The 16293-nt window shown below is 54.3% G+C and carries 14 protein-coding genes; 2 read left to right on the forward strand and 12 right to left on the reverse strand.

All coding sequences use genetic code 11. The features are described 5' to 3' along the window. Positions 1-154: 154 nt before the first annotated feature. The gene (gene cutC / locus ACLJQD_RS10065; RefSeq protein WP_017441853.1) at positions 155-901 is read right to left on the reverse strand and encodes a copper homeostasis protein CutC; all 747 of its coding nucleotides are present in this window, start codon (positions 899-901) and stop codon (positions 155-157) included. Between the two features lie 19 nt (positions 902-920). Continuing rightward, positions 921-1490, reverse strand: coding sequence for a VOC family protein (locus ACLJQD_RS10070; protein ID WP_000024796.1), 570 nt, complete (start codon positions 1488-1490; stop codon positions 921-923). Between the two features lie 236 nt (positions 1491-1726). On the opposite strand from ACLJQD_RS10070, the gene argS reads away from it, so the two are divergent. Together argS and mrdA are read left to right on the forward strand one after the other, a co-directional pair. Further along, on the forward strand, positions 1727-3460 hold the full coding sequence (argS, locus tag ACLJQD_RS10075) for an arginine--tRNA ligase (RefSeq protein WP_001025363.1): 1734 nt from the start codon (positions 1727-1729) through the stop codon (positions 3458-3460). A 188-nt stretch (positions 3461-3648) separates the two neighbouring features. Next, entirely contained in the window at positions 3649-5520 is a 1872-nt protein-coding gene (gene mrdA / locus ACLJQD_RS10080) for a penicillin-binding protein 2 (protein ID WP_000142866.1), read from the forward strand. A gap of 53 nt (positions 5521-5573) precedes the next feature. On the opposite strand, the gene ACLJQD_RS10085 is transcribed toward mrdA, so the two are convergent. The 10 genes from ACLJQD_RS10085 to cheW all read right to left on the reverse strand — a co-directional run bounded on the left by ACLJQD_RS10085 (position 5574) and on the right by cheW (position 16287). Then, entirely contained in the window at positions 5574-6713 is a 1140-nt protein-coding gene (locus ACLJQD_RS10085; protein WP_000989908.1) for a glycoside hydrolase family 105 protein, read from the reverse strand. 236 nt (positions 6714-6949) lie between these two features. Further along, positions 6950-7342 carry a flagellar protein FlhE gene (flhe, locus tag ACLJQD_RS10090; RefSeq protein WP_017441852.1) on the reverse strand — a complete coding sequence of 131 codons (393 nt, stop codon included), beginning with the start codon at positions 7340-7342 and terminating at the stop codon, positions 6950-6952. Continuing rightward, complete coding sequence (gene flhA, locus ACLJQD_RS10095) at positions 7342-9420, reverse strand: flagellar biosynthesis protein FlhA (RefSeq protein WP_000002386.1); 2079 nt, start codon at positions 9418-9420, stop codon at positions 7342-7344. Before flhA ends, flhe begins: the two co-directional genes overlap by 1 nt. After that, entirely contained in the window at positions 9413-10564 is a 1152-nt protein-coding gene (gene flhB, locus ACLJQD_RS10100) for a flagellar biosynthesis protein FlhB (RefSeq protein ID WP_000797081.1), read from the reverse strand. Before flhB ends, flhA begins: the two co-directional genes overlap by 8 nt. Positions 10565-10757: 193 nt before the next feature. Beyond that, positions 10758-11402: a protein phosphatase CheZ gene (gene cheZ, locus ACLJQD_RS10105; RefSeq protein WP_000983585.1), complete on the reverse strand. Its 645-nt coding sequence runs from the start codon at positions 11400-11402 to the stop codon at positions 10758-10760. A gap of 10 nt (positions 11403-11412) precedes the next feature. Next, a complete protein-coding gene (gene cheY / locus ACLJQD_RS10110; RefSeq protein WP_000763861.1) occupies positions 11413-11802 on the reverse strand; it encodes a chemotaxis response regulator CheY in 390 nt (129 codons plus the stop codon). Between the two features lie 17 nt (positions 11803-11819). Continuing rightward, positions 11820-12869 carry a protein-glutamate methylesterase/protein glutamine deamidase gene (gene cheB / locus ACLJQD_RS10115; protein ID WP_000036392.1) on the reverse strand — a complete coding sequence of 350 codons (1050 nt, stop codon included), beginning with the start codon at positions 12867-12869 and terminating at the stop codon, positions 11820-11822. Further along, on the reverse strand, positions 12866-13732 hold the full coding sequence (gene cheR, locus ACLJQD_RS10120; protein WP_000204362.1) for a protein-glutamate O-methyltransferase CheR: 867 nt from the start codon (positions 13730-13732) through the stop codon (positions 12866-12868). The genes cheB and cheR overlap by 4 nt, the downstream gene beginning before the upstream one ends. Positions 13733-13885: 153 nt before the next feature. After that, positions 13886-15547: a methyl-accepting chemotaxis protein II gene (tar, locus tag ACLJQD_RS10125; protein ID WP_000483265.1), complete on the reverse strand. Its 1662-nt coding sequence runs from the start codon at positions 15545-15547 to the stop codon at positions 13886-13888. Between the two features lie 236 nt (positions 15548-15783). Beyond that, positions 15784-16287, reverse strand: a complete 504-nt coding sequence (gene cheW, locus ACLJQD_RS10130) for a chemotaxis protein CheW (RefSeq protein WP_000147295.1) — start codon at positions 16285-16287, stop codon at positions 15784-15786. Between the last annotated feature and the right edge of the window lie 6 nt (positions 16288-16293).

Raw genomic sequence — 16293 nt, forward strand, 5'->3', positions numbered from 1 at the left:
AAAGGGGTTTTAATAACTGGCTTAAAGCTGAAAGCTTTCCGGAACCCCCAGCCTAGCTGGGGGTTTTCCATAGACAAAAAAAGGCCCCTGTTGAATTGGCAGGGGCCTGGTACGAGCAAGCATCATATTGGGCGACATGATGCAACGGTAAAAATCATTTGGCCTGATGGCGAACAATGATTCCTTTCATTTCAGCGACCGCCGCACCCTCTACCCTATAGCGAGAATACTCGTCCGCCTGTATATCGGCAGACATCGATAACCCCTGATTGCGATAGCGCATCGGCGAAGGCAATAAGACTCCGGCGGAACTGTGTACTTCCCGTACTCCGGCATCGAGGAAATTCTGCAGGTTATTTGCACGAACCCCCGCACCAGCCATAATGGTTGGAGCATCCCCCTGGGCAATAAGTTCCATAATTATTGATAAACCTTGCGCCGCATCGGCTTTTTGCCCGGAAGTCAGTACTCTTGCTACGCCTGCGTCAGCCAGATTCTTTAGCGCATTGAAGGGATTAGCGCACATATCGAAGGCGCGGTGGAATGTCACCGCCAGCGGTCCGGCCGCCGCCATTATTTTTTCCATTCGCGACATATCGGCATCCCCATCAACGGTCAACACGCCAGTAACCAGCCCGGGAAAACCCAACTCTCTGACGAGGCGAATATCTTCCAGCATGGCGGCAAATTCGCCGTCAGTGTAATAAAAATCCCCGCCGCGAGGACGAATAATCGGATGTACGGGAATCGTAATATGCTCGCGCACGCTGCGTAAGACGCCCAGCGAAGGCGTAAGCCCGCCTTCTTTCGGCGCGGCGCACAGTTCGATACGATCCGCGCCGTTTCGCTGCGCGGTGAGCGCGCATTCCATGCTGTAACAACAGATCTCAAGTAACGCCATATTCACTCCGCTCGGCAGGTTAATGGGCCGCCTGTTCGCTGGCAACAATCGCTTCAATCGACCATGGATGAAATTTTACCGTGACGCGGCCATCGGTCACGGCCAGCGTAGGGTTTGGCAAACGTTCATGCTCACCCTGTGGCGAACTGGTTTTAACCACGATCCCCGGCTGACTAAGCCCCTCATCCGACAACAATGCGAGAGCCCTCGCGTTCAAGGTCTCCGGCTCGCCGGGCAGCACGATTTCAATATGCTCCCACCCTTCGTGTGGATAGCGTTTTTCTCCCGGCCACGGTAATTCAATAACAGAAAACCGCCAGTGTTCCACACATACCGGTTCATGCAGTTTAAACAGACAAATCGGCCTGCCGTTGATGATATTTTCCGACAGTAGCTCGCCGCATTGTTCAAAACCGCGACGCCAACGCTCCGCCGTCGTATTCTGGTGACAGCGCAATGAAATGTGATCGGCCTCAAGGGCGCTAATCTGCAGACCAAGGCGAGTGGAAAGTTCTCTGAACGCCAGAGTGAATCGCGGTAAATCTGCGGAAATATCATGCAGTTCATCAATGTGTTGCCAGTTCGCCATATCAGGACGCTCTTCTTGCTGTGAAAACCGCTAATTTACGCTGTTGCGCCCCGGCAACCAACCTTTGATTTGATTGGGCGTTTATTGAATGCTTATGCAGATTATTGTTGCGTATATTTCAGGCGACGCGCCGCGCGCGCAATGCTGACGCCAACGGGCATTTGCAGTATACTCCCGCCCTAATTCTTAAACTGGCGCGGGCAATACAGCCCGCTTCATAAACGTAAGGTATTCCGGTGAATATTCAGGCTCTTCTCTCAGAAAAAGTTAGTCAGGCCATGATTGCTGCAGGCGCGCCTGCAGATTGCGAGCCCCAGGTTCGTCAGTCAGCCAAAGTTCAGTTCGGCGACTATCAGGCCAACGGCATGATGGCAGTTGCGAAAAAACTGGGTATGGCCCCCCGACAACTTGCAGAGCAGGTGCTGACTCATCTGGATCTCAGCGGCATCGCCAGCAAGGTTGAAATCGCCGGCCCTGGCTTCATCAATATTTTCCTCGAACCGGCTTTTCTCGCTGAACAGGTGCAGCAGGCGCTGGCCTCCGAACGTCTGGGCGTTTCTCAGCCGACTCGCCAGACGATTGTCGTCGACTACTCCGCGCCCAACGTCGCGAAAGAGATGCACGTTGGTCATCTACGCTCCACGATTATCGGCGATGCGGCAGTACGCACGCTGGAGTTTCTGGGCCATCATGTTATTCGCGCTAACCACGTCGGCGACTGGGGCACCCAGTTCGGTATGCTTATCGCCTGGCTGGAAAAACAGCAGCAGGAAAACGCGGGCGACATGGCGCTGGCGGATCTCGAAGGATTTTACCGCGATGCGAAAAAGCATTATGACGAAGATGAAGCGTTTGCCGAGCGCGCGCGTAACTACGTCGTCAAATTGCAGAGCGGTGATGCCTATTTCCGTGAGATGTGGCGTAAGCTGGTTGACATCACGATGACGCAAAACCAGATCACCTATGATCGTCTGAACGTCACTTTGACGCGTGACGATGTGATGGGCGAAAGTCTGTATAATCCGATGCTGCCGGGCATCGTCGCCGATCTGAAGGCCAAAGGCCTGGCGGTTGAAAGCGAAGGCGCAACGGTGGTTTTCCTTGATGAGTTTAAAAACAAGGAAGGCGACCCGATGGGTGTCATTATTCAGAAGAAAGATGGCGGTTATCTGTATACCACTACCGATATCGCCTGCGCCAAATACCGTTACGAAACGCTGCACGCCGACCGCGTGCTCTACTACATTGACTCCCGTCAGCACCAGCACCTGATGCAAGCCTGGACCATTGTGCGCAAAGCCGGTTATGTACCGGATTCCGTTCCGCTGGAACACCACATGTTCGGCATGATGTTGGGTAAAGACGGTAAACCGTTTAAAACTCGCGCGGGTGGTACGGTGAAACTGGCGGATCTGTTGGATGAGGCGCTGGAGCGCGCGCGTCGTCTGGTGGCGGAGAAGAACCCGGATATGCCGGCTGACGAGCTGGAAAAACTGGCTAACGCCGTCGGTATTGGCGCGGTGAAATACGCCGATCTGTCAAAAAACCGCACCACTGACTATATCTTCGACTGGGATAATATGTTGGCTTTCGAAGGCAATACCGCTCCTTATATGCAGTATGCCTATACGCGTGTGCTGTCTGTTTTCCGTAAAGCGGATATCGACGAGCAGGCGCTGGCGAGCGCGCCGGTTATCATTAGCGAAGATCGCGAAGCGCAGCTCGCCGCCCGTCTGCTGCAGTTTGAAGAAACCCTGACGGTGGTCGCGCGTGAAGGTACGCCGCACGTCATGTGCGCGTATCTGTATGACGTCGCCGGGCTGTTCTCCGGCTTCTACGAGCACTGCCCTATTCTCAGCGCCGAGAATGACGCGGTTCGCAATAGCCGCTTAAAACTGGCGCAACTGACGGCGAAGACGCTGAAACTGGGTCTGGATACGTTGGGTATCGAAACCGTAGAACGCATGTAAACGCGCCGTCGTTAACATCATCAGGCCTGACTCCGGGTAACGGACTCAGGCCTTTTTATTGCCACAGCGGTATATCTGTAACAAATCACAAGGAATGACACATTTCTATAGAGAGATGGAACATCTTTTACCTGTGCTGGCGCTGACCGCCCCGTATCATTAGGCGGCGGATTGTTCAGGTACAGGTAATGACTTTTAAAGACTTTGATGCGGAAGAGAAACTCTTCCTGAGACGTGTGATTGTGGCGTTTGGTGTAGTGGTTGTCTGCTTTGGTATCCTGATCTTCAACCTCTATAACTTGCAAATCCGCCAGCACCACTACTACACCACCCGTTCGAATGAGAACGATATCAAGATGCTACCCGTCGCGCCCACGCGCGGCATCATTTACGATCGCAACGGCATTCCGCTGGTGCGTAACGTAACCTGGTATGATATCGCGGTTACGCCCTATAAAATTGCCGATATGGATGCGCTGCTAAAACAGCTCACCCCTATTGTTGATCTCTCCCCCGATGATATCGCCGACTTTCGCCGTGCGCTAAAATCCAGTAGCCGCTATCGTCCGGTGGTGCTCAAAAACGCGCTAACGGATGTTGAAATCGCACGCTTTGCGGTCAATCAGTTTCATTTCAACGGCGTCACGATCAATAGCTATCAGGATCGGCAGTATCCTTACGGCGCGGAGCTGGCGCATGTTCTCGGTTACGTGTCAAAGATAAACGATAACGACCTTAAAGCGCTGGATAAAAAAGGGCTGGCAGAGAATTACGCGGCGGACCATAACATCGGTAAACAGGGGATTGAGCGTTACTACGAAAACGATCTTCATGGTAAAACCGGTTATCAGGAGGTCGAGGTGGATAATCACGGGCGTATTGTCCGCCTGCTGAAAGACGTTCCTCCCATCGCGGGTAAGAACATTCACCTGACGCTGGATCTCCATTTACAAGAGTACATTGAAAGTTTGCTGGCCGGGCAGCGTGCTGCCGTACTGGTTGAAGATCCGCACGATGGTTCAGTGCTGGCGATGGTATCTATGCCCAGCTACGACCCGAACCCCTTTGTAAAAGGCATTAGCTATCAGGATTACGGCAAACTGCTGCACGATAAAAATCTGCCGCTGATCAACCGCGTGACGCAAGGGCTTTATCCTCCGGCGTCAACGGTTAAACCCTATATGGCAATGTCCGCGCTGTTATGCGGGATTATTACGCCGCAAACCACCTTCTTTGGCGCGCCAACCTGGACGCTTCCCGGCACGCAGCGGCATTACCGGGACTGGAAAAAAACCGGACACGGTATGCTGGATGTCACTAAAGCGATTGAGGAATCTGCGGATACCTTTTTCTATCAGGTCGCTTATATGATGGGTATTGACCGTATCGACACGATGTTGTCTCAGTTCGGCTATGGCAAACCGACGGGCATCGACCTTAATGAAGAATATGACGGGCTGCTTCCCAGCCGCGCATGGAAACAGCGGGTCCATAAAAAAGCCTGGTATCAGGGCGATACCATTTCTGTCGGCATCGGCCAGGGTTACTGGATTGCCACCCCCATCCAGATGGTAAAAGCGATGGTGGCGCTCATCAACAACGGTAAGGTGATTGCCCCTCACCTGTTACTCAATGAAGAGAGCGGCAAAACGGTGGTTCCGTATCGCCCTTCAGGAACACCGGCACAGATAGCCGATCCGGCGTCGCCATACTGGGGACTGGTGCGTCAGGCGATGTATGGCATGGCGAATGCACCCAACGGAACGGGCTATAAGTTCTTTCACACCGCGCCCTACGGCATTGCGGCCAAAAGCGGCACGTCGCAGGTGTTTAGCCTGAAAGAAAATCAGACCTACAATGCGAAAATGATCCCCATTCGCCTGCGCGATCATGTGTTTTATACCGCTTTTGCACCGTATAAAAACCCTAAGGTCGCTATTGCCTTGATTCTGGAAAACGGCGGAAGCGACGGCGTTACCGCCGCGCCCATCATGCGAAAAATCCTTGACCACCTGTTTGATCCACAGGCTGATACCACGCAGCCGGGCCAGGCGCCATAGTCAAATAAGCAAAGCGCCATCAGACAAGGATACGGCCGGAATATCCGCATACATCAGAAATAGTTACGCAGATATTCCGTCAAACACAGCATTGCCATCGCCTGCCCGTAAGGCATAGAGGTCAACGGAATATGACGGTAAAAATCGAGATCGTGGCCCATGCCAGTGCCAAATGACGTTTGCAGCAGTTCGCCTTCCGGCGAGATATGTTTCACTATCCCCCGAATAGCTTTTTCCGCCACCTGCGCATAGTGCCGTTCGACATAGCGTTTGCGCACCGCTTTAAGAATACCGTAGGCAAAACCCGCCGTCGCCGACGCCTCAAGATAAGAGTGCGGATCGTCAAGCAGCGTATGCCACAAACCGCTTTCATCCTGACATTTCGCCAGCGCGGCGATCTGCGCATTCAGTACCTGGACCAGGTAACGGCGCACGGCATTATTTTCCGGCAAGTCCAGCAGTTCAAGAAAATCCGGGATCACAATGGTCAGCCAACTGTTGCCGCGCGCCCAGCGAGCGTTAGCGAAGTTATGATGACCGTCATAGCTCCAGCCGTGGAACCACAGCCCCGTCTCTTTATCCATCAAATTCTGCACGTGTAGCAGGAACTGATAGGTTGCCTCTTCCACATATTCCGGCCGGTTCAACAGCTTACCGATTTTCGCCAGCGGCAGCACCGTCATCATTAGCGTGTCGTCCCACATCTGCTGATGATTTTCCTCCGCCAGCGTGATGTGCTGCATTCCGCCGTGATCGGTACGGGGCATTTCATTCATCGCCCATTCGGCCCACGTTTCCAGCCACGGTAAATACGCTGGATTACGCGTCTCTTCATAGCGATACGCCAGCGTTAAAAACGGCGCCATCGTATTAACGTTTTTCGTCGTCGCGCCTTCCGCAAAACGATCGGCAAACCAGTCATCAATGATCTTACGCATCGTCTGGTCGCCGGTCTGTTGGTAATAGTGATACATTCCGTACAAGCCCACGCCGTGCGTCCACTCCCATCCGGCCCAGCCTTTAGTATCGATCACGCGTCCGTCGTCCAGTCGCAATAAAAATTCGCCTGTCTCATCTTTAATATTGACCAGGTTATGCGTCACCTTTTGCACCAGGGCTTTTAGTTCATCTCTGGCGATAAAATGCTCAGGCTGACGCAATAGCGGACTGTGTTTGACTGGATAAACCATCATTTGCTTAACCTCTGTGTAATGTCGAATTCAGTGCTGCGTGCAGTTTTACCGCTGACGCAGTCGATTCGCTACAGTAAAAGCTAAGCTGGGCGGAAACCTTTTTGTTTCTGCCATTGCCAGAGCGTAAATGGCAAAAACGCAAAGAGTCCGGCAACCTACCTCACCATTTTATAAAACGGCGTTTCTATTTATTCAAAAAGAGAGTCAGGTCTGCTACCTGGCAAAGAAAGGGGCGGTTAGCGGTAGTTCACAATCACCTGGTTGCTCCGCACTTTTAACGGCGGGATAAGCCGGCCGCCGCCGGGGACTTCCCAGACAAAGCGGAGCGGCTCGACTGCGGGAACATGAGCAAAACCGTGGGTCGTGCCACTCTGACCATCAAGTTCTACGCAACGGGACTGGGAACATAAACGTACCCGTAAGCCCGCGGGAGTCGGGCCATTCAGTTCATAACGCCAGGCGACCAGCGTCATCACACCGGAAACCGGCTGGCGCGCCGACAATGGCGAAGACGATGCGGAAACACCCCGGTAATTTAAGGTTACACCCATACCGCTATCCTGCCACGCGCCTTCGCCTGCGGCCTGAACCGTCAGGGGAAAGAGCAACAACGCCAGCCACTTACGCATTATTTTCCTCCAATGGTCGCCGTCATGCGGATATGACGGTTATCGGAAAGCTCAAGGTTCGACAACACCACCAGCTGCGGTAAACTGCGCCGCAAAAAGCGGGACAATAATGGACGTAGCGCATGGTTAACCAGTAATACCGGCGGCGCGCCAAGCATCTCCTGGCGAGAAAGCGCCTCTTGCGTCTGCGCCAGCAGGCGATCCGCCAACCCAGGCTCAAGTCCACCGCCGCCCTGCAATGCCTGAAGCAGCAAACGCTCCAGCGCAGTATCCAGGCCAATCACCTGCACTTCTTCATTACCGGGGAACCACTGTTGCGTAATCGCTCGTCCTAATGCCACGCGTACCACGGCGGTTAATTCATGCGGATCGCTTTGTAACGGCGCATGTTCCGCCAACGTTTCCAGAATGGTGCGCATATCGCGAATCGGGACTTTTTCCGCCAGTAAGTTTTGCAGGACTTTATGTAAAGTCGTGAGGGTCACGACGCCGGGGACCAGATCTTCCGTGAGTTTAGGCATCTCCTGAGAGACACGATCCAACAGTTGCTGCGCTTCCTGACGGCCAAACAGTTCAGCGGAGAATTGGCCAATCAAGTGGTTAAGGTGCGTCGCCACAACGGTACTGGCTTCAACGACGGTAAAGCCCTGAATTTGCGCCTGCTCTTTCAGGGCGCTTTCAATCCAGATGGCATCAAGGCCAAAAGCTGGATCGACGGTTTTCTCGCCCGGTAGCGTTCCCGCCGCCGTGCCGGGGTTAATAGCCAGCCAACGTCCCGGATAGGCGTCCCCGCTGCCAATCTCTACCCCTTTCATCAAAATACGATAGCGCGCAGGCTGTAAATCCATATTGTCGCGAATATGGACCACCGGCGGCAGGAACCCCATATCCTGCGCGAATTTTTTACGAATGCTGCGAATACGTCCGAGCAATTCGCCATCCTGTTGAAAATCCACCATCGGGATCAGGCGGTAGCCCACTTCCATTCCCAGTGAATCCTCAAGCTGTACGTCATTCCAGGTGGCTTCGACCACCGAGTTATTTTCCGGCATTTTTACCGGCTGCGGCTCCTCCGGCGCTTTTTCTTCACGCCCGCGCAGCCACCATGCCAGGCCGAGCAAAGCGGCGGTAAAAAGTAAAAATACCAGGTTAGGCATTCCTGGCACCATGCCAAGCAGCCCCAGCACCGCCGCCGCCAGCAGCATCACCCTTGGATTACTGAACAGTTGGCCAACCATCTGCTCGCCTACATCCTGATCGGTACTGACGCGGGTCACAATGACGCCCGCCGCCGTGGAGATAACCAGCGCCGGGATCTGGGCGACCAGGCCGTCGCCAATGGTCAGCAGAGTGTAGCTTTCCGCCGCGCTGCCTATGCTCATTCCGTGCTGCAATACGCCGACCAGCAGCCCGCCGACCACGTTAATGACCATGATGAGAATACCGGCGATGGCGTCGCCGCGTACAAATTTACTTGCCCCGTCCATCGAGCCGTAGAAGTCGGCTTCCTGAGTGACTTCCGAACGCCGTTTTTTGGCCTCGTCTTCACCAATCAGACCGGCATTAAGATCGGCGTCAATCGCCATTTGCTTACCGGGCATACCGTCCAGCACAAAGCGCGCGCCGACTTCGGCAATACGTCCGGCGCCTTTGGTGATGACCATGAAGTTGATAATGACGAGGATGATAAAAACCACAATCCCGATCGCGAAGTTACCGCCGACCAGGAAATGACCGAACGCCTCTACCACCTTTCCCGCCGCCGCCGCGCCGGTATGCCCTTCCATCAAAATAATGCGCGTTGAGGCGACGTTAAGCGCCAGACGCAGTAGCGTGGTAAACAGCAGGATGGTCGGAAACGCGGCAAAATCCAGAGTGCGCTGGGTAAACATCGCCACCAGCAGCACCATGATCGATAGCGCAATATTAAAGGTAAACAATAAGTCGAGGATAAAAGCAGGCAGCGGCAGCACCATCATCGACAAAATCAGCAGAATGAGGATCGGCCCGGCAAGAATTTGCCATTGCGTCGATTTCAGGTTGCTGGGCAGGCGCAGCATCGCGACCAGATTAGCCATCAGTATTCTTCTCGTTCATAAAATCCAGCGCTTCTGGCACCGGAAGGTTCTCAGGTTGTGGAGGACGTTGCCCGCCCGCAAGCCGCCAGCGTTTAAGCTGCCAGACCCAGGCCAACACTTCCGCAACGGCAGCATATAACTGCCCGGGAATTTGCTGACCAATTTCGGCGTGGCGATATAGTGCCCGCGCCAGCGGCGGCGCTTCTAAAGTGGGAACCCGATGTTCAGCGCCGATCTCGCGAATGCGCAGCGCTATTAATCCAGCCCCCTTCGCGACCACTTTCGGCGCGCTCATTTTGTTTTCGTCATACTGCAGCGCCACGGAATAGTGCGTCGGGTTAGTGACAATGACGTCCGCTTTCGGCACATCTTCCATCATGCGGCGCTGCGCGGCGGCGCGTTGCATCTGGCGAATTTTGCCCTTAACATGCGGATCGCCTTCGCTCTCTTTAAATTCGTCGCGAATGTCCTGCCGCGACATGCGTAATTTTTTCAGGTGGCTAAAGATCTGGAAAAACACGTCAAATCCCACCATCGGAATCACGCCCAGTACCACCAGTAACGCGCAGAGTCCAACCAGATCCAGCGCATTCCCCATTGCGACGATCGGCGACTCCGCCATCAGGCGCATCATTTGCGGCCAGTGATGCCAGAGATAAAAGCCGGTAACGCAGCCGACCAGCGTGGATTTCAACACCGCTTTTAGCAGTTCCGCGCCGGTCTGCGCCGAAAACATGCGCTTAATTCCCGGCAGCGGGTTTAATTTAGAAAATTTTGGCTGTAGCGACTTACCGCTAAAAATCAGGCCGCCAAGCATAACCGGCGAGATAAGCGCCACCAGCACCACGCCCGCGATGAGCGGTAGCAGTGCCATCATCGCCGCTTTAATCAGCAAAATTATCTGCCCCAGGATCAGGTTAGGATCGTTCACCATACGGTGATCGAAGTGCAGGCCTGCTGAGAGCATTCCCGCCAGCTGCCGCGCTAACGACTCGCCGCCGAACCAAATAATACAAACGCCCACCAGCAATATCAGCAGTGAGGTCAGTTCTCTGGAACGGGGGATCTGCCCTTCTTCCCGCGCTTTTTCAAGTCGGTGGGGTGTGGGGGCTTCTGTTTTGTCGTCGTCGCTCTCTTCTGCCACGCAGCAAACCCTGGATAGATTGATAAGCGAGAATGATGCCAGAACCGCTTTACGCCAATGGGCAGAGTAAGCGGTAAAAAAGGCGGGGTTTATGGCGTTAATAGAGATAGCCGGATACGATAAGAAAGTATCGTATCCGGCCGGGTTGACGGATTCGGACCCGATAAGCGCAGCGCCATCAGGTCAAAAAAGCTTAAAAGCCAAGACTGTCCAGCAGGTCGTCCACCTGATCCTGACTGGCGACGACGCCAGCTTTCGAGGTATCCACCTGCGGGCCGTTGAGCAAGCTTTCGTTCTCGCGTTTTGGTCGCGCGCTCTGTTCCGGGATGTTTTCCAGCAGCACCATTAACAACTGGCGCTCAATCTCCTGAATCACGTCCATCATGCGTTTGATCACCTGACCCGTCAGATCCTGGAAATCCTGCGCCATCATGATGTCCAGCAGTTGCGCGTTAGTAAAGCTGGTATGGCCCGGGACATCCCTGAGAAACTGGCGCGTATCCGTCACCAGTTCACGGGCGTCGGCAAGCTCGATCGGATTGTCAAACCACTCGTCCCAACGTTGGGTTAGCGCTTTCGCCTCTTTTTCCATCGCATCCTGATGCGGCTGCGAGGCTTCGACACTGTTTAGCGCGCGTTCCGCCGCCTGCGCCGTCATCTGGACGACGTAATCCAGACGGTCGCGCGCATCAGGGATCGCCTCCGCCGCTTCGGCAATCGCCTGGTCCAGCCCCAGTTCACGCAGGCTGTCGCGCAGCATTCGGGTCAGACTACCGATGCGCGCAATGATGTCTCCTGCTGAGCCTTCATCAGCAGGCTTGATAGATGGTTGCATCATCATCGCATCCTCACATGCCCAGTTTCTCAAAGATTTTGTTGAGCTTCTCTTCCAGAGTCGCTGCGGTGAACGGTTTTACGACATAACCGCTGGCGCCAGCCTGTGCGGCGGCGATAATATTCTCTTTTTTGGCTTCCGCCGTGACCATCAACACGGGTAACGCCGACATGGCGCTATCGGCGCGAATGGTTTTCAGCAGCTCCAGGCCATCCATATTCGGCATGTTCCAGTCGGAGATAATAAAACCAAAGCCGCCCGCCTGGAGCTTGTTCAGTGCATCGACGCCGTCTTCGGCCTCTTCCACATTGTTAAATCCAAGCTCTTTTAAGAGGTTGCGCACGATACGACGCATGGTCGAAAAGTCATCCACAACCAAAAATTTAAGCTCTTTATCCGCCATAAAATACTACTCCTGGTTCAAATACGTATCGCCTGTCCGGCACTGATTTTCGCCAGCATCTGCTGGCTTACCTGGCTAAGATCGACCACTTCGCTTACGCCACCCATATTGATGGCCTCGCGCGGCATGCCGAACACCACACAACTTGCTTCGTTTTGCGCAATGGTCCAGGCGCCAGCCTGGTACATCGCTAACATTCCAGCGGCGCCATCGTTGCCCATCCCCGTAAGAATGACGCCTACGGCGTTGCGCCCCGCGTGTTTCGCCACCGAATGAAACAGTACATCCACGGAAGGCCGATGCCGGTTTACCGGCGGGCCATCATGAATTTTTATTTGATAATTCGCCCCGCTACGCGCCAGCTCCATATGCTTGTCGCCGGGCGCAATGTAGGCATGACCTGGCAATACGCGTTCGCCGTCCTCCGCCTCCTTCACGCTGATTTGACAGAGTTTATTCAGACGCTCGGCAAACGAGCGGGTAAAGCCAGGCGGCATATGCTGCGTAATAATCACTGCCGGACTGGAAAGCGGCAGCGGTTGCAGCACATGTCGGATAGCTTCAGTACCGCCCGTTGAAGCGCCGATAGCAATCAGTTTTTCCGAACTGAGCAGCGGACCGGCTTTTAAGGTTGTCGGGGCCGCCATCGGTTTATGTGCGGCGATGCGGGCCCGCGCGGCGGTACGCACTTTTTCGGCGATCATCTCGCTATACGCCAGCATACCTTCACGAATGCCAAGCTGCGGTTTAGTGACAAAATCGATGGCTCCCAACTCCAGCGCCCGTAGCGTCACTTCGGAACCTTTCCCGGTCAGCGAAGAGACCATCACCACCGGCATCGGTCGCAGGCGCATCAGTTTTTCCAGAAAATCGAGGCCGTCCATACGCGGCATCTCAACGTCCAGGGTCAATACGTCCGGATTAAATTTTTTGATGAGATCCCTGGCGACCAACGGGTCCGGCGCAGTCGCCACCATCTCCATGTCGCTATGGCTATTAATAATTTCAGTCATGATTTGGCGCATTAGCGCGGAATCATCAACTGACAATACCCTGATTTTACTCATGCTTTATCCTTACTTAGCGCATACACCGTCTGTCCGCGCAGGCTAAACTCGCGCACGAGGTTGCTAAAGTTTTCTGAGTGACCGGCAAACAACAGTCCGTCAGGTTTAAGGAGTGGAACAAAACGGCGCAGAATGTCCTCCTGAGTCGTTTTATCAAAATAGATCATGACGTTACGGCAAAAAATCGCGTCAAAGGGACCAGGTACGTTGTACTGCTTTTCCAACAAATTAACGGAGGAAAATTCAACATAATTGGCCAGTTCCTGACGCACGCGCACCAGTCCTTCATGCGGCCCCGTACCGCGCATGAAGTAACGTTGTAGCTGCTGCGGCGATAACGTTTTCAGTTCGCTGAGGCGATAAATACCGCTTCTCGCTTTTTCCAGCACTTCAGTATCAATATCGCTGGCGAATACTTTCCAGCGACCGGGGGCCATCCCCAACGCATCCGCCAGCGTAATGGCGATACTGTAAGGTTCTTCTCCTGTCGATGCCGCCGCACTCCAGACGCGATACTCGCCGTGGCGGCGACGCGCATGTTCCGCAAGGATGGGAAAATGGTGCGCCTCGCGAAAAAAAGCGGTCAGGTTGGTAGTCAGAGCGTTGATAAAAGCCTGCCACTCAGCGCTGTTTTGATTAGCCTCCAGCATACTGAGATAACGGCCAAAATCATCCAGTCCCAGGGCACGCAGCCGACGGACCAGGCGGTTATAAACCATATCCCGCTTATGGTCGGCCAGCACGATCCCTGCGCGCTGGTAGATTAATTGACATATCCGACGAAAATGCGCGTCGGACAGCGCGAGGCGCTGTGTCATCTGTAACAATACTGACGTTTGCCCGGAGGGCAGAGATGATGTCATAGCGCCTTCTTAATCACATTCAAAGTACAACGGGCGCGCCCTGCGGCAGCGCCATGCTTCCCGTATTACACATTTTTTGCTTTTATCTATGCGAACCAGACGAAAGGGATCGGCGGGTTCGCAAATTAATCGAGAACCGACAGCGCACGTCGTTCAGAAGGTTTCCCAGTTCGCATCATCCCCGGCGGCTAAGGGCCGCGGCGTATTGCCGGACTGAGCGTCCACTGATAAACGCATCTCAGGTTTATTTACCGCCAGCGGTCGCGATGCCAGGCGGAAAGCCGATACCGCTTGGGTCAGACGGCTGGCCTGCTCTTCCAGCGCGGCGGCGGCCGCTGCGGATTCCTGAACCAGCGAGGCGTTCTGTTGCGTTACGCGATCCATTTCGGAAACGGCCAAAGCGACCTGATCGATACCCCGGCTTTGCTCATCCGAGGCGGAGGCGATTTCGCCCATGATATCCGTGACGCGCGTAACGGCATTGACGATGTCAGTCATGGTTTCCCCGGCGCTTTCCACCAGCACTGAACCGGTATCGACACGCGAGACGGAATCTTCAATCAACGCTTTTATTTCTTTCGCCGCCTGGGCGCTGCGGCTGGCCAGATTACGCACCTCGCCTGCCACGACCGCAAAACCGCGCCCCTGCTCTCCCGCGCGCGCCGCTTCTACCGCCGCGTTCAGCGCCAGAATGTTAGTCTGGAAGGCAATACCGTCGATAACGCTGATAATGTCAGCGATTTTTTTCGAACTGTCGGCAATTTCGTGCATAGTGTTTACTACGCCGTCGACCACTTTGCCGCCATGACGCGCGGTCTCGGAGGCGCTTTGCGCCAGTTGCGAAGCCTGACGGGCATTATCGGCGTTTTGCTTCACGGTGGCCGTCAGTTGTTCCATGCTGGCCGCCGTCTCCTCCAGAGCGGAGGCTTGTTGTTCGGTACGGGAAGAGAGGTCGGTATTACCGGCGGCAATTTCACTGGTGCCGGAATAAATCGCATCCGAACCTTCACGAACCTGCGTCACGGTATCAATCAGCGAGCGTTGCATATGTTCAACCGTTCCCGCCAGTTCGCCAATTTCATTACGTCCTGAGACGGTGAGCGTTTTCGTCAGATCGCCGCTGGCAATTTCACGGATATGAGTAATCACTCGCGCTAATGGGTTAAGCAGGGCATGACGAATGCCGAACCAAACCACCATCAAAATCAGCACCAGCACGACCGCAAGCCCCCCCAGTTGCCATTGCGCAAAACGGTAGTCATGAGCGCTTTGATCAAATGTCTGGCGGTACAGGTTTTCGCTCACCCGGGCGTAATTGCCCAGCGCCTCGCCCAACGCGTTTTGCATTCCCTGGGTTGGCTGGGCGAAGTAGGCATCCATATTGCCATTGTCCAGAAACTGAATAAGTTCGGCTAATGCGGCCTGATAGCGCTGATATTTTTCATCGACGTTCGCGCTGGCCTCCGCCATCGCTGGCAATGGCGTCATGTTTTTGAAATTGGCGTAGTGCGCCGCCGCCTGTGCGAGGGTCGTTTTTGCATTCTGGAGTAAATCCGTTTTGGCGCTGCTCTGCTGGTTAGAAGCGTCCATCATCATGCGTGCGGCGGAGCGGCTCAGGTTAATGCGCGTTTGCAGCATTAAGTCCCATGTCGACGTGAGTTCGCTTTGTTGCTGGCGTAATTCGTTAGAAATAACAAAACCTTGCTGGTTATGCTGTAATGAAGAAAACAGCAAACCACCGGAAACAAGCTGTAGCAGTGCGAAAACCCCCAGCACCATCATCAGCATTGTGACAACGCGGATACGGTTAAACATAAGGCACCTTCCTGATAACGAGTTATCAACGTTATCGGCACCTGCGGTGATAACTTTACTTTTGCAAAAGGGAAATACGCTGTTCCGGAAGACGATATTGACAATAACAGCGTCGCAGCGGCGATGTCGGCGCAAAATGCAGGGGCTGGGCGCGGGCGGTGAAGAGGCACTCTCACCGTTGGTGGAAGCATAACGGTTAGGATTGCCGGATGGCGCGACGCCACCCGGCAACGTTATTACGCGACGTGTGATGCTGCGATATCCAGCAGCGCCATCTCTTCGCTGTTAAGCAGTTTTTCGATATTCACCAGAATCAGCATACGCTCGCCGAGCGCGCCCAATCCCGTCAAATATTCTGTTGACAAGGTCACGGCAAATTCTGGCGCCGGACGGATCTGTTCCGCCGTTAACGACAGTACGTCAGACACGCCGTCTACCACTATCCCGACGACGCGTTGCCCCAGATTCAGTACGATCACTACCGTATTGTCATCGTACTCAACGTCGCCTTCGCAGAATTTCACGCGCAGATCGACAATGGGGACAATCACGCCGCGCAGGTTAGTCACCCCTTTTATAAAGGCCGGTGTATTGGCGATGCGCGTCACCTGGTCATAGCCACGGATCTCCTGCACTTTCAGGATATCGATGCCGTACTCTTCATTTCCCAGTGTAAACACCAGGAATTCCTGACCTGACGGCTCGCCGGCCAGTTTGCTTACATTACTCATACCGGTCATATTATT

The organism is Salmonella sp. SAL04214 (assembly GCF_046550615.1).
Classification (GTDB): Bacteria; Pseudomonadota; Gammaproteobacteria; order Enterobacterales; family Enterobacteriaceae; genus Salmonella; species Salmonella enterica.